Source organism: Microbacterium sp. (genome assembly GCF_049650565.1).
Lineage (GTDB): Bacteria > Actinomycetota > Actinomycetes > Actinomycetales > Microbacteriaceae > Microbacterium.
In genome coordinates, this window is sequence record NZ_JBASAK010000084.1 from 1 (window position 1) to 23,310 (window position 23,310).

At 70.0% G+C, this 23,310-nt stretch carries 25 protein-coding genes; 15 read left to right on the plus strand and 10 right to left on the minus strand.

Annotation, left to right across the window (positions count from 1 at the left end; translation table 11 throughout):
* The 4 genes from WA967_RS13275 to WA967_RS13290 all read left to right on the plus strand — a co-directional run.
* Positions 1-535 (plus strand): aminotransferase class V-fold PLP-dependent enzyme (locus WA967_RS13275; RefSeq protein WP_424423446.1); only part of this gene is annotated, 535 nt, incomplete at its 5' end.
* Positions 536-629: 94 nt separating this feature from the next.
* On the plus strand, positions 630-1,727 hold the full coding sequence (gene mnmA / locus WA967_RS13280) for a tRNA 2-thiouridine(34) synthase MnmA (RefSeq protein WP_424423448.1): 1,098 nt from the start codon (positions 630-632) through the stop codon (positions 1,725-1,727).
* 47 nt (positions 1,728-1,774) lie between these two features.
* On the plus strand, positions 1,775-4,090 hold the full coding sequence (ligA, locus tag WA967_RS13285; protein WP_424423451.1) for an NAD-dependent DNA ligase LigA: 2,316 nt from the start codon (positions 1,775-1,777) through the stop codon (positions 4,088-4,090).
* Complete coding sequence (locus WA967_RS13290) at positions 4,083-4,625, plus strand: AAA family ATPase (RefSeq protein WP_424423454.1); 543 nt, start codon at positions 4,083-4,085, stop codon at positions 4,623-4,625. The genes ligA and WA967_RS13290 overlap by 8 nt, the downstream gene beginning before the upstream one ends.
* Here WA967_RS13290 and WA967_RS13295 read toward each other — a convergent pair.
* A complete protein-coding gene (locus WA967_RS13295; protein WP_424423457.1) occupies positions 4,594-5,079 on the minus strand; it encodes a CGNR zinc finger domain-containing protein in 486 nt (161 codons plus the stop codon). The two genes, WA967_RS13290 and WA967_RS13295, sit on opposite strands and share 32 nt — an antisense overlap.
* A gap of 57 nt (positions 5,080-5,136) precedes the next feature.
* On the opposite strand from WA967_RS13295, the gene WA967_RS13300 reads away from it, so the two are divergent.
* On the plus strand, positions 5,137-5,571 hold the full coding sequence (locus WA967_RS13300) for a GNAT family N-acetyltransferase (RefSeq protein ID WP_424423460.1): 435 nt from the start codon (positions 5,137-5,139) through the stop codon (positions 5,569-5,571).
* Positions 5,572-5,733: 162 nt separating this feature from the next.
* Entirely contained in the window at positions 5,734-6,483 is a 750-nt protein-coding gene (locus WA967_RS13305) for an ABC transporter permease (RefSeq protein WP_424423463.1), read from the plus strand.
* 136 nt (positions 6,484-6,619) lie between these two features.
* Here WA967_RS13305 and WA967_RS13310 read toward each other — a convergent pair whose 3' ends face one another.
* Together WA967_RS13310 and WA967_RS13315 are read right to left on the minus strand one after the other, a co-directional pair.
* On the minus strand, positions 6,620-8,578 hold the full coding sequence (locus WA967_RS13310; RefSeq protein WP_424423466.1) for a DEAD/DEAH box helicase: 1,959 nt from the start codon (positions 8,576-8,578) through the stop codon (positions 6,620-6,622).
* Positions 8,579-8,648: 70 nt separating this feature from the next.
* A complete protein-coding gene (locus WA967_RS13315) occupies positions 8,649-10,349 on the minus strand; it encodes a long-chain-fatty-acid--CoA ligase (RefSeq protein WP_424423469.1) in 1,701 nt (566 codons plus the stop codon).
* A gap of 58 nt (positions 10,350-10,407) precedes the next feature.
* On the opposite strand from WA967_RS13315, the gene gatC reads away from it, so the two are divergent.
* The 3 genes from gatC to gatB are packed head-to-tail and all read left to right on the plus strand — an operon-like array spanning position 10,408 to position 13,729.
* Entirely contained in the window at positions 10,408-10,707 is a 300-nt protein-coding gene (gene gatC, locus WA967_RS13320) for an Asp-tRNA(Asn)/Glu-tRNA(Gln) amidotransferase subunit GatC (RefSeq protein WP_424423471.1), read from the plus strand.
* Positions 10,704-12,218: an Asp-tRNA(Asn)/Glu-tRNA(Gln) amidotransferase subunit GatA gene (gatA, locus tag WA967_RS13325; protein WP_424423473.1), complete on the plus strand. Its 1,515-nt coding sequence runs from the start codon at positions 10,704-10,706 to the stop codon at positions 12,216-12,218. Before gatC ends, gatA begins: the two co-directional genes overlap by 4 nt.
* A complete protein-coding gene (gatB, locus tag WA967_RS13330; protein WP_424423476.1) occupies positions 12,218-13,729 on the plus strand; it encodes an Asp-tRNA(Asn)/Glu-tRNA(Gln) amidotransferase subunit GatB in 1,512 nt (503 codons plus the stop codon). The genes gatA and gatB overlap by 1 nt, the downstream gene beginning before the upstream one ends.
* A 133-nt stretch (positions 13,730-13,862) precedes the next feature.
* Here the strand turns inward: gatB and WA967_RS13335 are convergent, their stop codons facing one another.
* Positions 13,863-14,459, minus strand: a complete 597-nt coding sequence (locus WA967_RS13335) for a TetR/AcrR family transcriptional regulator (RefSeq protein WP_424423479.1) — start codon at positions 14,457-14,459, stop codon at positions 13,863-13,865.
* A 65-nt stretch (positions 14,460-14,524) separates the two neighbouring features.
* On the minus strand, positions 14,525-14,899 hold the full coding sequence (locus WA967_RS13340) for an SPW repeat protein (RefSeq protein ID WP_424423482.1): 375 nt from the start codon (positions 14,897-14,899) through the stop codon (positions 14,525-14,527).
* Between the two features lie 126 nt (positions 14,900-15,025).
* Between WA967_RS13340 and dinB the strand changes: the two genes are divergently transcribed.
* The 3 genes from dinB to WA967_RS13355 are packed head-to-tail and all read left to right on the plus strand — an operon-like array spanning position 15,026 to position 17,199.
* Positions 15,026-16,279 (plus strand): DNA polymerase IV, encoded by a 1,254-nt coding sequence (gene dinB / locus WA967_RS13345; RefSeq protein ID WP_424423485.1) that lies wholly within the window; start codon positions 15,026-15,028, stop codon positions 16,277-16,279.
* 37 nt (positions 16,280-16,316) lie between these two features.
* The gene (locus WA967_RS13350; RefSeq protein ID WP_424423487.1) at positions 16,317-16,634 is read left to right on the plus strand and encodes a hypothetical protein; all 318 of its coding nucleotides are present in this window, start codon (positions 16,317-16,319) and stop codon (positions 16,632-16,634) included.
* Positions 16,618-17,199: a hypothetical protein gene (locus tag WA967_RS13355; RefSeq protein WP_424423489.1), complete on the plus strand. Its 582-nt coding sequence runs from the start codon at positions 16,618-16,620 to the stop codon at positions 17,197-17,199. The genes WA967_RS13350 and WA967_RS13355 overlap by 17 nt, the downstream gene beginning before the upstream one ends.
* A gap of 2 nt (positions 17,200-17,201) precedes the next feature.
* Here WA967_RS13355 and WA967_RS13360 read toward each other — a convergent pair whose 3' ends face one another.
* The 3 genes from WA967_RS13360 to WA967_RS13370 are packed head-to-tail and all read right to left on the minus strand — an operon-like array spanning position 17,202 to position 18,309.
* The gene (locus tag WA967_RS13360; RefSeq protein ID WP_424423491.1) at positions 17,202-17,681 is read right to left on the minus strand and encodes a DUF2017 family protein; all 480 of its coding nucleotides are present in this window, start codon (positions 17,679-17,681) and stop codon (positions 17,202-17,204) included.
* A complete protein-coding gene (gene clpS / locus WA967_RS13365) occupies positions 17,678-17,968 on the minus strand; it encodes an ATP-dependent Clp protease adapter ClpS (protein ID WP_424423493.1) in 291 nt (96 codons plus the stop codon). The genes WA967_RS13360 and clpS overlap by 4 nt, the downstream gene beginning before the upstream one ends.
* Complete coding sequence (locus WA967_RS13370; RefSeq protein ID WP_424423572.1) at positions 17,965-18,309, minus strand: metallopeptidase family protein; 345 nt, start codon at positions 18,307-18,309, stop codon at positions 17,965-17,967. Before WA967_RS13370 ends, clpS begins: the two co-directional genes overlap by 4 nt.
* A 133-nt stretch (positions 18,310-18,442) precedes the next feature.
* Here WA967_RS13370 and WA967_RS13375 point away from each other — a divergent pair, with 133 nt between their 5' ends.
* The 3 genes from WA967_RS13375 to WA967_RS13385 are packed head-to-tail and all read left to right on the plus strand — an operon-like array spanning position 18,443 to position 21,273.
* Entirely contained in the window at positions 18,443-20,002 is a 1,560-nt protein-coding gene (locus WA967_RS13375) for a glycosyltransferase family 39 protein (protein WP_424423496.1), read from the plus strand.
* Entirely contained in the window at positions 19,995-20,756 is a 762-nt protein-coding gene (locus WA967_RS13380) for a polyprenol monophosphomannose synthase (protein WP_424423499.1), read from the plus strand. Before WA967_RS13375 ends, WA967_RS13380 begins: the two co-directional genes overlap by 8 nt.
* Positions 20,737-21,273, plus strand: a complete 537-nt coding sequence (locus WA967_RS13385; protein WP_424423502.1) for a GtrA family protein — start codon at positions 20,737-20,739, stop codon at positions 21,271-21,273. The genes WA967_RS13380 and WA967_RS13385 overlap by 20 nt, the downstream gene beginning before the upstream one ends.
* Here the strand turns inward: WA967_RS13385 and WA967_RS13390 are convergent.
* Together WA967_RS13390 and WA967_RS13395 are read right to left on the minus strand one after the other, a co-directional pair.
* A complete protein-coding gene (locus WA967_RS13390) occupies positions 21,165-22,571 on the minus strand; it encodes a sensor histidine kinase (protein ID WP_424423505.1) in 1,407 nt (468 codons plus the stop codon). The genes WA967_RS13385 and WA967_RS13390 overlap by 109 nt on opposite strands.
* On the minus strand, positions 22,568-23,260 hold the full coding sequence (locus WA967_RS13395; protein WP_424423508.1) for a response regulator transcription factor: 693 nt from the start codon (positions 23,258-23,260) through the stop codon (positions 22,568-22,570). Before WA967_RS13395 ends, WA967_RS13390 begins: the two co-directional genes overlap by 4 nt.
* Positions 23,261-23,310: the final 50 nt, after the last annotated feature.

Genomic DNA, 23,310 nt, shown 5'->3' on the forward strand with positions numbered 1-23,310 from the left:
GGCGCGCTCCGCGCGGATCGAGCCGCTTCTGCACGGCGGGGCGCAGCAGCGAGGGCTGCGCGCGGGCACGCAGGACGTCGCGGGCGCCGCGGCGTTCGCGGCGGCGCTGGAGGCGACCGAGGCCGAGCGGGAATCCGAGTCCGCGAGGCTGTCCGGACTGCGTGATCGGCTGGTCGCTGGCATCCGCTCCGCCGTTCCGCAGGCGCAACTGCTCGGCGACCCGGTGAAGCGGCTGCCGGGCAACGCCCACCTGCTGTTCCCGGGAGCGGTGGGGGAGAGTCTGCTGTTCCTGCTCGATGCCGCCGGCATCGCGGCATCCACCGGCTCTGCGTGCCAGGCCGGAGTCGCCGAGCCCTCGCACGTCGTCATGGCGATGGGACGCGACGAGCACGACGCACGCAGCGCGCTGCGGTTCACGCTGGGGCGCACATCTGCGGATGCCGATGTGGATGCCGTACTCGCCGTCATCCAGGACGTCTACGCTCGCGCATCCGCATCCGCATCCGCATCCGCATCCGCATCCGCATCCCGCTGACCGCCTCGCGGGTCCCGTCTTGCTGCCTCCCGGGAACTGAGGCCGCCATTCGGGCCCCGCGACGGGGGTCGTCGCGCGCCGTAGACTTGAACCCATGCGTATTCTGGCGGCGATGAGCGGTGGCGTGGACTCGGCGGTGGCGGCGGCCCGCGCCGTCGAAGCCGGGCATGACGTCGTCGGGGTGCATCTGGCGCTCTCGCGCGCCGGCGGCACCCTGCGCACCGGCAGCCGCGGATGCTGCACGGTCGAGGACGCGCTGGATGCCCGTCGCGTGGCAGATCTGCTGGGCATCCCGTTCTACGTGTGGGACTTCTCGGAGCGCTTCCGCGACGAGGTCATCGACGACTTCATCTCCGAGTACAAGGCCGGCCGCACCCCGAATCCGTGCCTGCGCTGCAACGAGAAGATCAAGTTCGCGGCGCTCCTGGAGCGTGCCATCGAGTTGGGCTTCGACGCGGTGTGCACGGGCCACTACGCGACCCTCGTCGACGGGCCGAACGGGCTTGAGCTGCACCGCGCGTCCGACAATGCGAAGGATCAGTCCTACGTGCTGGGCGTGCTGAACGCGCAGCAGCTCGCGCACACGTACTTCCCCCTGGGGTCCACGCCGTCGAAGGCCATCGTGCGGGCGGAGGCGGCGGAGCGCGGCATCAGCGTGGCGCAGAAGCCCGACAGCCACGACATCTGCTTCATCCCCGACGGCGACACCCGCGGCTGGCTGGCCGAGAAGGTCGGCGCCGAGCAGGGCGACGTCATCGACCGCTCCGGCGCCGTGATCGGCACGCACGAGGGCGCACACGCGTTCACGGTCGGTCAGCGCCGGGGGCTGCACCTCGGCGTCCCTGCCGCGGACGGCAAGCCCCGGTTCGTGCTGGAGGTGCGCCCGGTGACCAACACGGTCGTCGTCGGCCCCAAGGAGGCGCTGGCCATCGCCGAGATCTCGGGCGAGAAGCACTCCTGGGCGGGGGCCGCGCCTTCGGCTTCGGAGTTCGCCTGCGAGGTGCAGATCCGCGCTCACGCCGACCCCGTGCCCGCGACAGCGTTCGTGACGGATGCCGGGGTGCGGGTGGTCCCCGATGTGCCGCTGGACGGCGTGGCGCCCGGCCAGAGCGCGGTGCTGTACATCGGCACGCACGTGCTGGGCCAGTTCACGATCGACACCACGGTGTCGGCCGTGCCCGTCGGGGCCTGAACCGCAGCTGTCGGGTGGATGTCCGTGCCCGCTCGTAGACTCGAGTGGTGCCGGAGAACATCTCACTGGAAGCCGCCCGAGCCGAGGCCGAGGAGCTGACCACCCGCATCCTGGATGCGAAGGATGCGTACTACGGCCGCGACACGTCGCTGGTCGATGACGCCACCTACGACGGCTGGATGCGGCGGCTCGAGGAGATCGAGCGACTGCATCCGGAGCTTCAGGGTCAGGACTCGCCCACGCAGATGGTGGGCGCAGCCGAATCCACGGGTCTGGACACCATCCAGCACGCCGAGCGGATGCTGAGCCTGGACAACGTGTTCTCCCTCGACGAGCTGCGCGAGTGGGAGGCGAAGACCCGCGCCTCCGCCGGGAGGGAGGTGGCCTGGCTCACCGAGCTGAAGATCGACGGCCTGGCGATCAACCTCCGCTACGAGAACGGCGTCCTCACCTCGGCCGCCACGCGCGGCGACGGCCGGGTCGGCGAGGTCGTCACGGAGAATGCGCTGCGGCTCTCGGACATCCCGGAGCGGCTGGCAGGCGAAGGCCATCCGGAGATCGTGGAGATCCGCGGCGAAGTGTTCATCCCCGTCGCCGCGTTCGAGCGGCTGAACGCCGCGCAGGCGTCGTTCCGGGAGCGCGCCTACGCCGGATCCCTGCAGCGCTGGGAGGCGCGGCGGAACGGGAAGCCGTTCGACGAGGAGAAGGCGCGGGCGGCCGCGGCCCGGCGCTTTCCGTCGTTCGCGAATCCGCGCAACGCTGCCAGCGGCGGGCTGCGCCAGCAGTTGGACAAGAAGAACGGGCTGGAGCTCGAGGCGGCACTCCTGCGCACCGAGTCGCTGTCGCTGTACGTGCACGGCGTCGGCGCCTGGCCGGATCCTCCTGTGGCCGCGCAGAGCGAGATCTACGACCTGGTGTCCTCATGGGGGCTCCCCGCCAGCCCTCACACGAAGGTGTGCCATTCCGCCGACGAGGTGGCGGAGTTCGTGGAGCACTTCGGCGAGCACCGGCACGACGTCGAGCACGAGCTGGACGGCATCGTCGTGAAGATCGACGAGCTGGCGCTGCACGCTGAGCTCGGCGAGACCAGCCGCGCGCCCCGGTGGGCGATCGCGTACAAGTACCCGCCGGAGGAGGTGCAGACCAAGCTGCTCGACATCGTGGTCTCGGTCGGCCGCACCGGCCGTGCCACGCCCTTCGCCGTGATGGAGCCCGCGCATGTGGCGGGTTCGGTGGTGCGGCAGGCGACTCTGCACAACAAGGACGTCGTCAAGGCCAAGGGCGTGCTGATCGGCGACACTGTCGTGCTGCGCAAGGCCGGCGATGTGATCCCCGAGGTGCTCGGGCCCGTGGTGGAGCGCCGCGACGGCACGGAGCGCGAGTTCGTCATGCCGGAACGGTGCCCGGAGTGCGGTACGCCGCTGCGGCCCATGAAAGAGGGCGACATCGACCTGCGCTGCCCGAATGCGCGCTCGTGCCCCGCGCAGGTGCGCGGTCGCGTGGAGCACATCGGGTCGCGCGGGGCGCTGGACGTCGAGGCTCTCGGCGAGGTGACCGCCGCGGCGCTCACGCAGCCCAGCCACCCCGCCGTTCCTCCGCTGGGCACCGAGGCGGGCCTCTTCTCACTGGTGCTCGACGACCTCGTGCCGATCTCCGTGATCGTGCGCGATTCCGAGACCGGCCTGCCCAAGGAGGACGAGGACGGGATCGTCAAGACCCGGTCGCCATTCCGCCGCAACCCGACGTCGGCGGAGAAGAAGACGGGGATCACCGAGCCGCAGCCGTCGTCCGCAGCCGTCAAGCTGCTGGCCGAGTTGGAGAAGGCCAAGACCAAGGAGCTGTGGCGCCTGCTGGTCTCCCTGAACATCCGTCACGTGGGGCCGGTCGCGGCACGTGCGCTCGCGCAATGGTTCGGATCGCTGGATGCCATCCGCAAGGCGTCATTGGAGGAGCTGGCGGCTGTGGAGGGCGTCGGCGAGATCATCGCCGGCTCACTGCTGCGCTGGTTCGCCGTCGACTGGCACATCGAGATCATCGATCAGTGGACCGCCGCCGGCGTGCAGTGGGCCACCCCGGGACACCCCGGCCCCGGCGGCGCCGTCAGCGAGGGCGGGGTGCTGGACGGCCTGACCGTGGTCGCCACGGGCACGCTGGACGGCTATACGCGCGAGGGCGCGCAGGAGGCCATCATCCGGGCGGGCGGCAAGGCGGCATCCTCGGTCTCGAAGAAGACCGACTTCGTCGCCGCGGGCCCGGGAGCCGGATCGAAACTGACGAAGGCCGAGGCCCTCGGCATCCGCGTGCTCGACGCCGCGCAGTTCCACGTGCTCGTCACGCAAGGGCCGGACGCTCTGGATGCCTGACCGGCTGATCGTCGTGAACGGCATGGCCGGCGCGGGAAAGACCACACTGGCGAAGCCGCTGGCCGCGGCACTCGGGATGCCGCTCGTGTCGAAGGACGCGATCAAGGAGGCGCTCGGTGACGCGGTGGCCGCGCCGCTGCTGACGCGCGAGATCGGAGCGCTTGCGGCGGATGTGCTGTGGCGCATCGTCGGGATGCTGGAAGGCACCGTGCTGGTGGAATCGGTGTGGCTCGCCGGACGTGACGAGGAGTGGTTCCGCCGCGGCTGGGATGCGGTCGGTTGTCCGCTCGGCATCGAGGTGTGGTGCGAGGCGCCTCGGGAGGTCATGCGGAAGCGATTCTTCACGCGCCCGCGGCATGGCGTGCACGATGACGGCGGACGGCACGACGAGTGGGAGGCACATGCGGATCGGGCCCGTCCCATGACCGGCTTCCCTGTGCTGCGCGCCGACACGACGGCATCCGTGGACGTGTCTGGTCTGGCGCGTCGGATCCTCGAGGAGTTCAATGACGCCGGCGGTGCAGACGGGCATTGACGCGGTTGGCGCAGGTGCGTGAGCAGTATCGGCCTGAGGCATTGCGGGAGCGATCGAGGAAGAAGTCGCCGCAGCGCTCGGCCGCACATGACTTCACGGTGTGCCAGGCATCATCGTCGAGCAGCGTCGCCAGTCCTGTCGCGGCCTTGACGGCCATGCGCGAGATCTCGTCAGCGTGCGGTGAATGCAGATGCAGGCGCCAGCGCCCCTCGGGATCCGCTTCCAGCATGGGCGCAGCCGCTGCTGCGTGCAGCAGCGCATTGATGCCGGTCGCAGCGGCGACGGGCTCATCTGCGTCCAGAATGGCGCGCAGTGCGGTCTGGAGTGACCACAGAGGTGCGGATGCCGTTGGATCTGGTTCGACTGCTACGCCGCGACGGAACGGGCTGCGTGCATTGGCGAGCTCGACGGCGACCTGGGCGCCCTCGTCGAAGTAGGCGGTCAACATGTTCATGCTGCCGCTCATGCTAGCGTAAGCGGTGATATTCACAACACCGCTTACGGAGATGCGATGTCCGACGAAACCACAATTATGGACCTGGCAGCTGCCGATGCCCGCTGGGCGAGCGCCCTGCCCGTGCTTCAGGAGCTGCGCCCGCACCTGACCGAGCAGCTTCTGGAGCAGGTGATGCGGGAGGGGCAGCAGCAGGGGCTGCGCTTCACCGCGGTGTTCGCAGGAGAACGGTGCGTGGCCGTCGCAGGCTGGCGGATCATCGCCAACACCAGCGCCATCCGCAAGCTCTACGTCGACGACCTCTCGACCGCGGCATCCAAGCGCTCCCGAGGGTACGGTCGGATGCTGCTGAACGCGCTGCGCGAGCGCGCGATCGCCGCCGGGTGCGCGTCGTTGTCACTCGACTCCGGGGTGCAGCGCTTCGACGCGCACCGGTTCTACCTGCGCGAGCGCATGAACATCACCGCGCACCATTTCGATCTGAAGCTCTGAGCGGCGGCACCCAGCGTGGGTGTTCCGCGTCCAGCTTTGCGGCGTGCGCTTCGCGCGGAGAAGTGCGCCTGACGCGGAAGGATTCGCGGGAGACGTCCGCGCGAAGCGCACATCTCCGCTTCGGGCGCACGAGGTTCGGTCGCGAAGGCTAGGCTCGCGAGGGTGAACACGGCCACGAGTCTGATCCCCACACTGATCGGCGTGGGTATCCTCGTGGCCGTGGCGACCGTCGCGCTCCTGCTGTTCCGTGTTCATGCGGCCTGGTCGCCGGCCGCGGCCATCGCACGCGGCGTGGTGCAGCTCGCGATCATCAGCCTGATCCTTGGCGGGATCATCACGAATCCGCTGTGGATAGCGCTGGCGCTGCTGGTCATGCTGACAGTCGCCGTCTCAGTCGCGACCCGCCGGATCGGATGGGGCGGGCGCTCGGCGCTGGTCATGTCGACGTCCATCGCCGCGGGCATCGCGGTCGCCGCGACGACAGTCTTCCTCACCGGTGCGCTGGAGCCGACACCGCGCTACGCGCTGGCCATCGGCGCCATCATCATCGGCAACACCATGAACATCGCCACCCTCACGGGGCGCCTGTTCGCAGCATCCGTCGCTGATCACTGGGATGAAGTGGAAGGCTGGCTGGCGCTGGGCGCCACGGCCCGTCAGTCCACGCGGGATCTGGCCCGCCGCGCCGTGCGCGAGGCGCTGATCCCGTCCATCGACCAGACCAAGACCACCGGCCTCGTCGTGCTGCCCGGCGCATTCGTCGGAGCGATCTTCGGCGGCCTGTCCCCGCTGGAGGCCGGCCGCTTCCAGATCATCGTGCTGGCCGCGATCATGGCCGCTGGTGCCGTGTGCGCCGTGCTGGTCGCGCTGTGGCAGGGCGCCGTCGCGACGCGCATGAACGCACCGGCCTGACGCCTTCTCGGCGGGATCTCTCTCGACGGAAGCAGGACATCTCGCCGAGTGCGCGGGCTGTTCGCGTGAACGAGCCGTGCCCTCGGCGCAGTCCCGCTCTCCCGACGGGATGCGAGAGTGACGGCGCGGAGCCGGGTCAGTTCTTGTGGCGGGGCTTGCGGGCGGGGCGATCGTCGCGGGAGTAGCCCCGGTCGTCGCGGTGGCCCCGGTCGTCCCGAGAGTGGCTGCGCTCACCGAGCGAACCACGATCGTCGCGTGAACCGCGGGCATCCCGGCCTCCGCGGTCGTAGCCGCCACGGCGGTCGTGCCCGCGATCGTCGCGTCCTCCGCGGTCGTCGCGGTCACGCGGGCTGCGGCGGTTCGGCACGCCCCGGTCAGGCTTGATCTCGATGAGCTTGCCGGAGATGCGGGTGTCGCGCAGCTTGTCCAGCACAGCGGCGTCCATGTTCACCGGCAGCTCGACGATCGAGAACTCCGGCTTGATGGCGATGGCGCCGAAGTCATCGCGGCCGAGACCGCCCTCGTTCGCCAGCGCACCGACGATCTGACGCGGCTCCACGTGGTGCCGGCGCCCGATCTCGATGCGGTACGCGGCGTAGTCACCGCGGCTGCGACGCTCGCGCGGACTGCGGTCGGGGCGGTCGCCGCGCTCGCGCGGCGGGCGGTTGTCGCGCTGCACGGCGCGGGACAGCTCGTCGTGCTCGGGATCCAGCAGCAGCGGGGTCTCGCCCTGTGCGACGACGGCCAGGGCCGCGGCCACATCGGCCTCGGGCACATCGTGGTGGTTGACGTAGTGGGCGATGATGTCGCGGAACGCCTCGATCCGGCCGGTCTCCTCCAGAGCCTGGGTGATGGCGTCGTCGAACCGGTTCAGGCGCGTGGTGTTCACGTCCTCGGTGGTCGGCAGCTGCATCTGGGCGGGCTGCTGACGGGTGGCCTTCTCGATGTGCTTCAGCAGATACCGCTCTCGCGGTGTGATGAAACTGATCGCGTCGCCGGTGCGCCCGGCACGGCCGGTGCGGCCGATGCGGTGCACGTACGACTCGGTGTCGGTGGGGATGTCGTAGTTGACGACGTGGCTGATGCGCTCCACGTCCAGCCCGCGGGCCGCCACGTCGGTGGCGACGAGGATGTCGAGCTTGCCGTCGCGCAGATGCCCGATCGAGCGCTCGCGCTGCACCTGCGGCACGTCGCCATTGATGGCGGCGGCGGAGTAGCCACGGGCGCGGAGCTTCTCGGCCAGCGTCTCGGTCTCGTTCTTCGTGCGGACGAACACGATCATGCCGTCGAAGTTCTCCACCTCGAGGATGCGGGTGAGAGCATCCACCTTCTGCGCGTACGAGACCACGAGGTAGCGCTGAGTGATGTTCTGGTTGGTCGCGGTCTTCCCCTTGATCGCGATCTCCTCGGGCGCGTTGAGGTACTTCTGCGCGAGACGACGGATGGAGGAGGGCATGGTCGCCGAGAACAGCGCCACCTGCTTGTCGGCGGGGGTCTCCGAGAGGATCTGCTCCACATCCTCGGCGAAGCCCATCTTCAGCATCTCGTCGGCCTCGTCGAGCACGAGGTACTTGAGCTCGGAGAGGTCGAGGGTGCCCTTGGCCTGGTGATCCATGATGCGGCCGGGCGTGCCGACGACGATGTGCACGCCGCGGCGCAGCGCCGACAGCTGCACGCCGTAGCCCTGGCCGCCGTACACGGGCAGCACGCGCACGTCCTTCATGCGCGAGGAGTACGACTCGAATGCCTCGCAGACCTGCAGCGCCAGCTCGCGGGTCGGAGCCAGCACCAGCGCCTGCGGTGTCTTCTGCGACAGGTCCAGGTGCTCCAGCACCGGCAGCGCGAACGCGGCGGTCTTGCCGGTGCCGGTCTGCGCGGTGCCCAGTACGTCGCGCCCCTCCAGCAGCAGCGGGATGGTGGCCGCCTGAATCGGGGACGGCGTCTCGTAGCCGAGGTCCTTGATGGCCTTCAGCACGGGACCCGTGATGCCGAGCTCCTCGAAGCCGGGCTTCGACGCCTCCTGCGCGGAGACCTCGTCGGTCTCGAGAGCGGAATCGGTCGAGGGCTCGGCAGAGGCGATATCGTCAGCAGTCACCTGCCTACGATAGTGCCTGCGCCTGAACGGCCGCAGGACGCCCTCAGCCCGCGCAGAGCGGATGCCGGGATCAGGCCCCGGTGGTCAGCTCGATGAGCTTCTGCTTGACCTGGCGGCGCAGCACCTTGCCGATCAGCGATTTCGGCAGTTCGTCCACGACGAAGATCCGGCGCGGCACCTTGTACGGAGTGAGGATGCCGCGGGCGAACTCGCGGATGGCCTCCACATCGACGTCCCGGGAGCCCTCGACCACGATGGCCGCCACGACCTCCTCGCCGGAGTGGTCGCTGGGCAGGCCCACGACGGCGGCGTCGGAGACATCCGGATGCTGGCGCAGCGCCACCTCGACCTCGGTGGGCGCCACGTTGAAGCCGCCGGTGATGATGAGCTCCTTGATCCGGTCGACGATGCGCACGAACCCGGACTCGTCGATGGTGACCACGTCGCCGGTGCGGAACCAGCCGTCCACGAACACGGCTGAGGTGGCCTCCGGCTTGCCGTAATAGCCCGAGAACACCTGCGGCCCGCGCACGATGAGCTCGCCCGCCGAACCGGCCGGCACGTCGACAGTGGGGTTCTCGGGGTCGACGACGCGGCATTCGGTGCCGGGAAGCGGCAGGCCCACGGTGCCGGCGACGCGATTGCCCGCCACGGGGTTGGCCATGAGGACGGGGGAGCATTCGCTGAGACCGTAGCCCTCCACGAGGTACCCGCCGGTGGCCTTCTCGAACGGCACGACCAAGTCGTGCGCGAGCGCCATGGCGCCGGAGATGGCGACCTCGGTGCCCTTCAGCGACACGCCTTTCTCCTCCGCGGCCCTCAGCAGGCGCTCGGCGATGGGCGGCACCAGCGGAAGGAACGTGGCAGGGTGCTTCTTCGTCACCTCGAGCACCAGGTCAGGATCGAATTTCGGGAACAGTACGAGCCGCGCGCCCATCGACATCGCGAAGGTCAGGCACAGCGTCAGCCCGTAGGCATGGAACATCGGCAGCACAGCGTAGACCACGCAGCCGTCACCGCGGGTGATCGACGGCACCCACGCCTGCGCCTGCGCGGCGTTGGCCAGCAGGTTGCGGTGCGTGAGAGACGCGCCCTTCGGCGTGCCGGTGGTGCCGGACGTGTACTGGATGATGGCCAGGTCATCCGTCTGCGGGCGGGGGTGCGTGGCGGGCAGGGGAGCGGATGCCAGCAGCGACTCCCACACGACGGTGCCGCGCACCTTGGCGGTGAGCGCGCGACGCGACTCGCGCGCCTTCGCGACGGGCAGCTTCAGCGCCAGCCGCGTCAGGAACGGCATCCCCCTGGTGATGTCCACCGAGATGAGGGTCGGCACCGCGAGATCCTCGGGGAAGTCCTGCACCGTGGCGACGACCTTGTTCCAGACGATGGCGTGCTTCGCGCCGTGATCCTCGAACTGCTTGCGCAGCTCTCGCGGCGTGTACAGCGGGTTGTGCTCCACGACCACGGCGCCCAGGCGCAGCACGGCGTAGAACGCCACGATGTGCTGCGGCGAATTCGGCAGCACGATGGCGACCGGATCTCCGGCCGCAACACCCAGGTCGCGCAGGCCGGAGGCCGCGCGGTCGATGGCATCCTGCATCCTGCGGTAGGTCGTCTCCGCGCCGAAGAACTGCAGCGCGGGGGCATCCGGGTAGTCCCGCGCGGACGCCTCCACGATGTCGATCAGCGAACCGGTCACCTCGGCGAGGTCCTCGGGCACGCCCTCGGCGTAGCTGGCGGTCCAGGGGCGAGGGGGTACGAACGTCGTCACCCGCTCAGCCTATGCCGCTCGAGGCGGGGAATCCGTCCCGCCCTCGTAGACTGGGGTGGTGTCTGAAATCACCCCTGATCTTGTGCGCCATCTCGGCGTGCTCGCGCGCATCCAGCTCTCCGACGACGAGGTGACGCAGCTGACCGGTCAGCTCGACGCCATCGTCGACAACATCGCCAAGGTGTCGGAGGTGGCGACCGAGGACGTCGTCGCCACCAGCCACCCCATCGCGATGAGCAACGTCTTCCGCCCCGATGAGGTCGGGCAGACGCTCACGCACGAGCAGGCGATGCAGAACGCGCCGGATGCCGATGCGGGGCGTTTCCGCGTGACCGCGATCCTGGGGGAGGAGCAGTGAGCGACATCATCCGCCTGACCGCCGCTGAACTCGGCGAGAAGCTCGCCGCCGGCGAGATCTCCAGCGTCGAGGCCACGCAGGCGCACCTGGACCGCATCGCCGCCGTCGACGGGGACGTGCACGCCTTCCTGCACGTCCACGAGGGCGCGCTCGGCGCGGCCGCAGACATCGACGCGCGTCGTGCCGCAGGCGAGCAGCTCGGCCCGATCGCGGGCGTGCCGCTGGCCGTCAAGGATGTGCTGGTCACGAACGACCAGCCCTCCACGAGCGGCTCGAAGATCCTCGAGGGATACCTCTCGCCCTACGACGCCACCGTCGTCGCACGCTCGCGCGCGGCCGGACTCGTCCCGCTGGGCAAGACCAACATGGACGAGTTCGCCATGGGCTCCTCCACCGAGCATTCCGCCTACGGCCCGACGCGCAACCCGTGGGACCTGGAGCGCATCCCCGGCGGCTCGGGCGGCGGCTCGGCCGCGGCCGTCGCCGCCTTCGAAGCCCCGCTGGCGCTGGGCTCGGACACCGGCGGATCGATCCGCCAGCCCGCGCATGTCACCGGCACCGTGGGCGTCAAGCCCACCTACGGCGGCGTGAGCCGCTACGGCTCCATCGCCCTGGCCTCGAGCCTGGACCAGGTGGGCCCCGTGACCCGCACGGTGCTGGATGCCGGTCTGCTGCACGACGTGATCGGCGGTCACGACCCGAGGGACTCCACCTCGCTCCCGCAGGAGTGGCCGTCTTTCGCCGCCGCCGCCCGCGAGGGCGCCACGGGGGAGGTGCTCAAGGGCCTGAAGGTGGGCGTCGTCAAGGAGCTGCCGGACTCGGGCTTCCAGGCCGGCGTCGCCTCGTCCTTCCATGCCTCGCTCGATCTGATGGCCGCGCAGGGCGCTGAGATCGTGGAGATCTCAGCCCCGCACTTCGAGTACGCGGTGGCCGCGTACTACCTGATCCTCCCCGCTGAGGCCTCCAGTAACCTGGCCAAGTTCGACTCGGTGCGCTTCGGCCTGCGCGTCACGCCGCAGGGCGGCGGCACGGTGGAGGACGTCATGTCGCTCACCCGCGAGGTCGGCTTCGGTCCCGAGGTCAAGCGCCGCATCATCCTGGGCACCTACGCGCTGTCGGCGGGCTACTACGACGCCTACTACGGCAGTGCGCAGAAGGTCCGGACGCTCATCCAGCGCGACTTCGACGCCGCGTTCGCGCAGGTCGACGTGATCGCGACGCCCACCGCTCCCACCACGGCGTTCAAGCTCGGCGAGCAGATCGACGACCCGCTGCAGATGTATCTGAACGACCTCACCACGATCCCGGCGAACCTCGCCGGCGTGCCCGGGATCTCGATCCCGTCGGGCCTGGCGCCCGAGGACGGGCTGCCCGTCGGCATCCAGTTCCTCGCGCCCGCCCGGGAGGACGCGCGCCTGTACCGCGTCGGCGCGGCGCTGGAGGCGCTGCTGCTGGACGAGTGGGGCGCACCGCTGCTGGAGAAGGCACCCACCCTGGGAGGAGCACGCTGATGGCCGCCGTCAAGCTGATGGATTACGACAAGGCTCTCGAGCTGTTCGAGCCGGTGCTCGGCTTCGAGGTGCACGTCGAACTGAACACCCGCACGAAGATGTTCTCCGATGCGCCGAACCCCGCCAACGAGGAGTACCACAGCGCCGAGCCCAACACGCTCATCGCGCCGGTCGACCTGGGACTGCCCGGTTCGCTGCCCGTGGTCAACGCCACGGCCATCCGCTCCTCGATCAGCCTGGGCCTGATGCTGGGCTGCTCGATCGCGGAGTCCTGCCGCTTCGCTCGGAAGAACTACTTCTACCCGGACATGGGCAAGAACTACCAGATCTCGCAGTACGACGAGCCCATCGCCTACGAGGGCTCGGTCGAGATCGAGCTCGAGGACGGCACGCTGGTGTCCATCCCCGTGGAGCGCGCGCACATGGAGGAGGATGCCGGCAAGCTCACGCACATGGGCTCGACCGGCCGCATCCAGGGCGCTGAGTACTCGCTGGTTGACTACAACCGCGCCGGCGTGCCGCTGGTCGAGATCGTCACCAAGCCGATCTTCGGCGCCGAGCACCGCGCGCCGGAGTACGCCAAAGCGTACATCGAGGCGATCCGCGACATCGCGAAGGCCCTGGGCATCTCGGAGGCCCGGCTGGAGCGCGGCAACCTGCGCTGTGACGCCAACGTGTCGCTGCGTCCCCGCGGGCAGGAGAAGCTGGGCACCCGCACCGAGACGAAGAACGTGAACTCGATGCGCTCCGTGGAGCGCGCCGTGCGCTACGAGATCCAGCGTCAGGCCGCCATCCTCGCCGACGGCGGCACCATCACGCAGGAGACGCGGCACTGGCACGAGGACACCGGCGTCACCTCGCCGGGTCGTCCGAAGTCGGATGCCGATGACTACCGCTACTTCCCGGAGCCGGACCTCGTGCCCGTGCAGCCCTCGCGAGAGCTGGTGGAGGAGCTGCGCGCGGTGCTGCCCGAGCAGCCCGTCGCCCGCCGCCGCCGGCTGAAGGCCGAGTGGGGCTTCACCGATCAGGAGTACCAGGACGTGCGCAACGGCGGCCTGGTCGAGGTCGTGGAGGCCACCGTCGCGGCGGGGGCGTCTCCGGCATCCGCCCGCAAGTGGTGGACGGGTGAGATCACCCGCATCGCCAACGCGACCGAGCGCGAGGCGACCGATCTGGTCACGCCCGCCGACGTCGCTGCGCTGCAGGAGCTGGTGGATGCCGGCACGCTGACCGACAAACTCGCCCGCCAGGTGCTCGAGGGCGTCATCGCCGGCGAGGGCACCCCGCAGGAGGTCGTGGATGCCCGAGGCCTGGCCGTGGTCTCCGACGACGGTGCGCTGATCGCGGCCATCGACGAGGCCCTGGCCGCTCAGCCCGACGTGATGGCGAAGATCAAGAACGGCAAGGTGCAGGCGGCCGGCGCCATCATCGGCGCCGTGATGAAGGCCATGCGCGGTCAGGCCGACGCGGCCCGCGTGGGCGAGCTGATCCTGGAGCGTGCGGCGCAGTAGCCGAACGGGGTGCTGAGCCCGTTCCCGTATGGGTCGCTGTGCCTGTTCCTGTATGGGTCGCTGAGCCGGTCGAAGCGTCGACGGGCTCAGCGACCTCATCCTCGGTCCAGACCTCTCCGCACGGCGGGGCTGTTCACGATGCCGCCGCGGACGACAGCAGACCTGCGCTGAGCAGACCCGCGATGGCCCGCAGGTTGGCGGCCTCGTGCAGCCGCCGGCGCCCGGCCGCAGCCGCCTCCAACGGGCGCGCCGTGATGGTCGCGGACCAGGCGGCTGCCGCAGCATGCAGCGCATGCGCATCGACGGGGCCCGGCAGGCTCGCGGTGAGCGCGCGCTCGATCGCCTCGTGCAGGGCGTGCCGGTAGCCAGTGAGCACGGCGCGCACCTCGGGACGCAGGTGCGCCTCGTGCCAGATGACGTCGCCCAGGGTGGCGGAGGACGCGCGGTCGGTCAGCACGCGGTCTCCCACGTTCATCAGCGTCTGCACGGGGTCGCCGGGCACCGAGAGCACCGCCGGGTCCAGCTCGGCTGCGCCCAGCCTCTCCTCGATCAGCGCGGTGAGGATGTCTGGCTTGGCTCGGAAGTAGTAGAACAGCAGTCCCTTCGGCACGCCGGCGGCGAGTGCGAGGCGCGCCGTGGACGTGCCGTCGAACCCGTGCCGGGCGAACAGCGCCTCGGCGGCGTCCAGGATGCGGCTGCGCGCGTGCGCCCGTTCGGTGTCCTCTGCCATCGGAGTCCTCCCACGACGCGGGGCGGCGGTCTCCCGTCGCCCCGGCTTCTGTATCGCTGAGCAGGTCAGGCGTGTGCCGCCCGATGCCCGCCGGGCATCGCATGGCGCGCCTTCTCGGCGGGCGCGAGGGCCCAGAGGCCCGCGATGACTCCGACAGCGCCGCAGATCCATGCCGTCCAGGCCGGGCCAGCGGATCCCTGGAAAGAACCGAACCATGGCGACAGGAACAGCAGCGCGCCGACGGCGGCGATCACCCATTCCATGGACACCATGCCCGGCATCGCCAGGCTCCACACTCCGGCGGCGATCATCAGGATGCCCAGCACGACCATCAGGGAGATCGTCGCGGCGGTGCGCGGCGTCGTCCAGCTGCTCGCCAGGGCGGCATAGAGACCTGCGGCGACGGCCACCCAATCCTGCCAGCGTGTCCACCTCTTCATTGAACTCATCCTCCTTGCAGAAAGAATGGCTCCCGAATCGGGGGTCGAGGCCAGTGTACGCCCGGATTTGACCGGTCGGTCAAGATTCTCGGAGCAGATGTCGGCGGCCTCGGCGAGAATGGAGCCATGGGACGCGGAGACGGATCGGGGCGCATCGTCTCGCCCGAGGGCGCGGACGACTCCGGAACCGGCATCCTGCACGTCGACATGGACGCGTTCTACGCGTCGGTCGAGGTGCTGTACGACCCTTCGCTGCGCGGTCTGCCGCTGATCATCGGCGCCCCCGACGGCCGCTCGGTGGTCTCCAGTGCTTCGTACGAGGCGCGCCGCTACGGCGTGCGTAGCGCCATGCCGGTGTCGCAGGCAGTCAGGCTGTGTCCGCAGGCCCGCATCGTGCCGCCGGACTTCACGAAGTACCGCGCCGTCTCCGCGGCGGTGATGGAGGTGTTCCACAGCGTCACGCCGCTGGTGGAGCAGCTGTCGATCGACGAGGCGTTCCTCGATGTGCGCGGCGTGCGCCGCCTGTGGGGGAGCCCCGGGCAGATCGCCGTGCTGCTGCGTCGTCGCGTACGCGACGAAGTCGGGATCACCTGCAGCGTGGGAGTCGCCGCCACCAAGCACGTCGCGAAGATGGCCTCGACGATCTCCAAGCCGGACGGGATGCTGATCGTGCCCGCCGCGCGCACGCAGGAGTTCCTCGACCCTCGGCCGGTCGGCGCCATCTGGGGCGTGGGGCCGAAGACCGTCGAGGTGCTGCAGAGCCGCGGCATCCGGCTCATCCGCGACGTGCGCGAGACCCCGCTGGAATCGTTGTCGCGCGCCGTCGGCCCCGCTCTTGCCCAGCGCATGCAGCAGCTGGCACGCGGTGAGGACGCTCGCGCCGTGGAGACCGAGCGCATCGAGAAGAGCGTCGGTCATGAGGAGACCTTCGAGGTGGATGTCACGGATGCCGCGGTGCTGCGCGCCGAGCTGCTGCGGCTGTCCGATCGGGTGGGTGCGCGCCTGCGGGCGTCGGGCTGGCAGGCGGGTGCTGTGGCCATCAAGATCCGGTTCGCGGACTTCTCGACTCTCACCCGCACCACCTCGCTTCCGGAGCCGACCGAGGTGGGACAGCGCATCGGCGACACCGCGGTCGGCCTGTTCGACCAGCTCCAGCGCCGCGATCCCGTGCGCCTGGTGGGCGTGCGCGCGGAGAAGCTGCGCGAATCGATGGGCGCGGCGATGGCACTGTGGGATGACGACGAGGATCAGCGTCGGCTGGAGGGCACGCTCGACGACGCCAGGGCCAAGTTCGGAGCGAGCATGATCACGCGCGCACGCCATCTGGGGCGGACAGGAGATCGCGGCGGTGACCAGCCGCGTCCGTTCGGACGGGAGTGAACCGCGCATCGGGCGTCGCCTGGACTAGCGTTGGGGGATGCCGAACATCGCACTGGAATTGGGAAAACAGTCCGTGGCCTCCGGAATCGGACGTGCCTACGGAGACGCCATCGACGTGGACGGCGTGAGCGTCACGCCGGTCGCACTCACGATCAGCGGGTTCGCCGGCGGCAGAGGGGATGCCGGAGAGGGCGGCACGGGCGGCGGCGCCGCGATTCCGCTGGGGGTCTACGTGCGCCGCGAGGAGGGGCTGCGGTTCGAGCCGAACATCGTCACCCTGCTGGCGGTCGCGGTTCCGTTCGTGTGCGTGACCGGTCGCGCGATGACTCGAATCATCCGTGCCCTCAAGAAGTAGCGACCCGTTCGGTGACGTGCTCGCTGCGGCGACCGAGCGCATCTGCGCGGCCGTCGTCGCGGTGGAGGCATCCAACCCCGTGGTGATCATCGACGGACGCAGCGGGGCCGGCAAGACCAGCCTCGCGGCGCGGCTGATCCGCGCCTGGCCGCTGCGCACGCCTGTCCAGCTGCTGGCACTGGACTCGGTGTACCCGGGCTGGGACGGTCTCGAGCAGGGCGCTGAGACCGTGCGGCAGGCCGTGCTGATCCCGCACGGCAGGGGACTGCTCGGCACCTGGCGGCGGTGGGACTGGGAGCGCGGCGAAGAGGCCGAGGCTCACGCCGTGGACCCCGCTCTGGGGCTGGTGGTCGAAGGCTGCGGTGCGCTGACCGCGACCCCCGCTCGCCTGGGCGACGTGACGGTCTGGGTCGACGGCCCGCGCGACTCGCGGCGCAGGCGCGCACTGGCGCGGGACGGCGACGGCTTCCGGCCCTACTGGGACACGTGGGCCGCGCAGGAGGAGGCGCACATCGCGCAGCACCGCCCGCCGGAGATCGCCGACATCGTCGTCCGCACGCCGTAGGCTCAGGCGTCGTGCTGATCGGCCAACTGCACCAGCAGCTCGAGCCGGTAGCCGAGCCAGTCGTACGTGCCGAAGCGCGGATCCTCCACGTCGTGCACGTCGTGCTGGCCGATCCCCAGCCGGGACGCCAGCACCAGTCTGATCCCGGACAGCGTGCGCAGCCACGGATCGAGGTCGGTCGGGGAGATGGCTATCGTGCGCATGGTCAGGTCCGCGTCGACGGGGTTCTCGAACCCCTCCAGCGCGGTGCGCACCGAGAGCGCCTCGGCCAGGCGGGCATCCAGCAGGTCCTCGCGGGTGCTGTTCCGGTACTCGTCGGCGGCATCTCGATCATCGGGGTAGGGGTCGGGAGCCAGCCGGTTCACGCCGGCATCCTTCGCATCCCGAGGACCGTCGAGCAGGGCGACGTACTCGTCCACGATGGCGAGCAGGTGGCGGCCCTCGACCTCCGCGAATTCGATGGACAGGGGAGCACCGCTCACTGACCCGCCCTCCGCACGGTCGCCCACAGGCCGAACCCGTGCATGGCCTGCGCATGCATCTCCATGGTCTCGCGCGGACCGGTCGCCACGATCGCGTGGCCCTCGTTGTGCACGGCCAGCATGAGACGCTCGGCCTTCTCCTTCGGATAGCCGAAGTAGGTGCGGAAGATGCGGGCCACGTAGCTCATCAGGTTCACCGGGTCATCCCACACCACGAGCTGCCACGGCACCAGGGGAGCCGCAGTGAGCTGCTGGTCGATGACCGGTGTCTCGCGGGGTGTGCTCATGCCCACCCCAACTCGTGCAGTTGCGCGTCGTCGATGCCGTAGAAGTGGGCGATCTCGTGCACGAGGGTGGTGTGCACCTCATCGCGCAGTTCGTCCTCGTCGGCGCAAGCCGCCAGATGAGCGCGGCGATAGACGACGATGCGGTCTGGGAGCTCGCCCAGGCCGTACTGATCGCGTTCGGTGAGCGCCGTGCCCTCGTACAGCCCGAAGAGGTCCTCGCCGTCCTCCGGCTCATCCTCCACCACGAACACGACGTTCTCCAGTCCGTCGACCATCTCGTCGGGGAGACGGTCGAGCTCATCGATCACCAGCTGTTCAAACGCCTCGGCGTCCAGCTGCATGCCCGCTTCCCGTTCGATGTCCACGACTCGATGCTATCCAGGTGCGGGTTGGCCGGGCGTTCGTGTGAGGACTCTCACATGCGCGGCGCCGATTTCATAGCATCCGCTGAACGTGCCCGGCTTGGCTCGTCTCATGGTCATCACACAGCAGCGTCCGATGGGCGGCAGCGGCACGGTCGCGGTGGACCGTGCGGGGATGCGGCGGTTCGCCGTCCCCGCGGGGATCGGTGTGGCCGTCGCGCTGGTCGACTGCATCGGTGCGGGCATCCCCTCGTACTGGGGGGACGAGGCCGCCAGCGTCATGTCCGGTCAGCGGTCGCTGCCCAGCCTGCTGCAGGAGCTCAGCGCCGTGGATGCCGTCCACGGGCTGTACTACATGCTCTTGCACGTGTGGATGTGGGCGTTCGGCACGGCGGAGTGGGCGACGAGAGCACTCAGCGCCATCGCGATCGGCGCTCTCGCCGCGGGGGTCATGACCCTCGGATCGAGGTGGTTCGACCGTCGTACGGGCATCATCGCCGGCCTGCTGATCGCCGTCATCCCGCGTGCCGGTTCGCTGGCCATCGAGACGCGCGGGTACGCCATCACGGCCGCCGCCGTGGTCTGGCTGGCGGTGCTGTTCGCGCACCTCCTGCGCAGCGGCGCGTCGCGCAGACGCTGGATGATGTTCGGCCTGGCCGCGGGGGTGCTCGCCTGGTTCTTCCTGTACCTGCTGCTGGTGCCCCTCGCCCTGTGCGGCCTGCTGCTGCTGTTCCCCCGTCTCGCATCGCCTCAGATGCGGAGGACGGATGCCGCCGAGCTGCGGCGACTCATGGCCTTCGCAGCGGGCGGGGCGCTCGTCGGAGCGCTCCCCATCATCACGCTGGCCGCACTGCAGCGGAACCAGGTGAGCTTCCTGGCGCACCGCGGCTACCTGTCGCCCAAGGGCGTGCTGATCACGCCGTGGTTCTCGAGCCTCCCGGTCGCCGTCGTGCTGTGGGCGCTGATCCTGATCGGAGCGGTGGCGGCACTGCGGGCGGCCGGTCAGCGCACGACAGCGCTGCTCGCCCTCACCTGGCTGGTGGCGCCCGCCCTCACCCTGATCGCCGTGGACGCGCTGATCTCGCCGACCTACAACCCGCGCTACCTGGCCGTGAGCCTGGGTGCGGTGGCGCTCCTGGCGGCACGGGGCTTCACCGGCATCCTCGGTGCGGTGGCGAAGCGACGTCGCGGCCCGGTGCCCGTTGCCGGACTGCTGCTGACCGCGCTCGTTCTGGGCGTCACCGTGCCGCAGTACCTTCACGAGCGGACGCCCTACGCGAAGGACGGCGGCGCCGACTTCCGGTTCGCCGCAGAGGCCATCGGACAGCACGCTCAGGCCGGCGACACCGTGCTGTTCGGGGAGGGGCCGCGCCCGTCCCGCACCGCACGTCTGACGTACCGGCTCTATCCGCAGGAGTTCGCCGGCCTGCGGGACCCGCAGCTCGTCACGCCGTACGACCAGCGCGCGGGACTCTGGGACCGACTGGCCTCCGTCTCCACAATCGCCCCGCAGCTGCATGAGAACACCGTGTGGCTGCTCGAGTCGAAGGGCGCGAGCACGGCATCCGCTGACCTGCGCGCGCTGCGGAGCAACGGCTACGTGCTCTCGTCGACGCGGCTCGTGCATCGGATCACCATCTACGAATACACCAAGGGAGCTCACCATGAGTGACAAGACCGTCGTCATCCTGCCGACGTACAACGAGGCCGACACCCTCCCCGGCATGATCGAACGGCTGCGCGCCGCGGCCCCCGAGGCCGATCTGCTCGTGGTGGACGACTCCTCTCCCGACGGGACCGGCGCACTCGCCGATGCGATCTCATATGCCGATCCCGCAGTGCACGTGCTGCACCGCACGCTCAAGCAGGGTCTCGGACCCGCCTACCTCGCCGGATTCCACTGGGCGCTGCGGCAGGAGTACGACTTCGTGGTGCAGAGCGATGCCGACGGCTCGCACCGTCCAGAGGATCTGCCCGTCCTGCTGGCTGCCACCCCGGATGCTGACCTCGTGATCGGCTCGCGCTGGGTGGCAGGCGGCTCCGCCCCGGGCTGGGCGTGGCAGCGGCTGCTGCTGTCGCGCGCGGGCAGCGCCTACGCCGGCCTCATGCTCGGGCTCTCGCAGCGCGACATCACGGGCGGCTACCGCGTGTTCCGAGCCGATGCACTGGACCGCATCATCCGGGCGGGCATCAGCAGCAAGGGATACTGCTTCCAGATCGAGATGCTGGATCGCGCGGTCGCGGAGGGTGCGCGCGTGATCGAGAGGCCCATCACCTTCGACGTGCGCGGGGGCGGGGAGTCGAAGATGTCGGGGTGGATCATCGTCGAGGCCATGCGCCAGGTCACGGCCTGGGGGTTCGCCCGGCTGCTGCGCCGCCGGCGGGCCGTCCTCGAGGAGGCACCTCGTGAGCACGCTCACGCCTGAGCGCCCCGCGCTCCGGGATCGGGGTCGTGCGCTGCTGACCCAGCTGGTGCGCTTCGGCGTCGTCGGCGGGATGGGCTTCATCGTGGACGTGGGCGTGTTCAACCTGCTGCGTGCGCACACGCCCTTCGGCTGGGCGTGGTGGCCGGTGGCGGCCAAGGCCATCTCGACGGTGCTGGCCATCGCCGTCAACTGGATCGGCAACCGCTTCTGGACGTTCAAGGAGCACCGCCGCGCGGACACCGGCCGTGAGGCCGCCGAATTCCTCGTCGCCAGTCTGATCGGCGGAGGAGTGTCGCTGCTGTGCCTGGTCGTCTCCCGCGACGTGCTGGGGTTCACCACCGCGCTGGACGACAACATCTCGGCGAACGTCGTGGGCCTGCTGCTGGGCTCTGCCGTGCGGTTCTGCGCCTACCGCTGGTGGGTGTTCGGCGATCGACGGTCGGATTCCGGGCGTGAGACGGGCACCCGGATGCCGACCTCGGCGCCGCGAGACGGCGCGGAGGAGATCGTCGCCTGACCGCCGGCGAGTTGGGCCACCCTGGCTACGATCGCCAGGCCCAAGCCGCCCCCGGGATAGTCGGATGTGTCGCTGCGGGTGAAGCGTTCGAACGCGCGATCCGTGATCAGAGGATCGAATCCGGGGCCGTCGTCGGACACCAGCAGCTCGAACCCGTCCTGATCCTGGTCCAGTGCGACTCGCACGTGCACGGGTTCGCCGCCGGCGGCGCGGAGCGCGTTGTCGACGAGATTGTCGACGACGTGGCCGATGCCGGCGGCATCCAGGCTCGCGGTGGCGTCGGGTGTGAGCAGGCCGATGTGCAGGTCGATCTCGCCGCGGAGCTCGGAGGAGGGCTCGGCCAGGCGCCAGCGCAGGCGGTCGACGCGCTCTGTGACCTCCTCGGCGAGCACGCGGAGCGGCGTCTTCTCCGGGGCGGATCCCGCTTCGATGCGCGAGAGCTCGAGCATGGCCTGTGCGAGGCGGATCAGCCTGTTCAGAGTCGCACGAGCCTGCCCGAGCAGTTCGCGATCGGCCTCCGGATCGGTGCCGTCCACCAGCTCCAGCTGCGCGCGGAGCACGGCCATCGGATTGCGCAGCTCGTGGCTGGCGTCCGCCACCATCTGCTGTTCGCGAGCGCCGGCGGCGCGGACGTCCTCGATGAGCCCATTCAGCGTGCGCGCCAGCGCATCGATCTCGTCGCCGGTACCGCTGACCGGCAGCAGACCCTTCTCCCCGCGGTGCAGCGTGAGGCGCTCGGCGCCGCGGCGCAGGTGCTCCACCGGGCGCAGCGCCGCCGTCGCGACCGCCCAGGCGCCTGCCGCGAACAGCACGGCGCTGGTGATGAACAGGGTCCAGAGCAGGGCGCTGACGCCGGAGACGATCCCGGCCGCGATGTCGCTCTCCCGCGTGACGAGCACCTTCCACGAGCCCTGCGGCGTGTCCACGACATCGAGATAGACGTAGTACGTCTCGCCGAAACGGAATTCCCGCAGCGCGGGTCCCGGCCGGGTGAGCTCGTCCAGGTGCTCGGCAAGGTCCTTCGGCAGGGTGTCCATGCGCACCGCGCCGTCGGGTGCGATGATCGCGACGTGCTGGTCGACGCCGGGCTTCTCGAAGGGCCCTGCGGGATCCTCCTTGATGATCCCGCGGTAGACCTCGGCGATGCCGTGCAGCACGGCCTTCTCGCGCGACACGGCGATGCTCGAGATCTGGGCGTACACCGCCGTCCCCGCCGCCAGCACGAGGACGACGACGACGGCGGTGGAGCCGATGATGATGCGCGCGCGGATGGAGAACCGCTGCAGCATCCGCTTCATCGGGTCTCCTCGACGTCGGCTCCAGTTGCCAGCACGAAACCGACACCGCGGAGCGTCTCGATGCGCACCGTGGATCCGGCGTCGGCGAGCTTGCGTCGGACGTACCCGACGTACTGGTCCACGACGTTCGACGCGAAGTGCGGCGAGCCCCACACCTCGGCCAGGATCCATTCCCGCGTGAGGGTCTCGTCGGGGCGCTCCAGGAATGCGCGCAGCAGGTCGAACTCGCGGCGGCTGAGCGGCACGTCGGTCCCGCCCACCTGCGCTGCGGCGCCGTCCAGCGCCACCGTGATGTCCCCGACCTCGAGCAGCCTGGTCTCCAGATGATCGCGGCGGCGCAGGGCGCGGAGCCGAGCGAACAGCTCCGGGAACTCGAAGGGCTTGATGAGGTAGTCGTCGGCACCGGAGTCCAGACCCCGTACCCGATCTCCCACCGCGTCGCGGGCGGTGAGCAGCAGGATGCCGATGCGCGGGTCGTTCGCGCGCAGTCGCGCGGCCAGCTCGAATCCGTTCATGCCGGGCAGGTTGACGTCGACGACGGCGAGGTGGAACTCCTCGGTACGGGCGGTCAGGAGCGCCGCTATGCCGTCCCCGACGGCGGTGACCTCATACGCCTCGCGGCGCAGGTGACGCGCGATGAGCTCGGCGAGCTGAGGCTCGTCATCCACGACCAGAACACGCGTGACCACAGGCCGAGTCTAGATGCGAGAAGCCCCGGCATCGGGATGCCGGGGCTTCT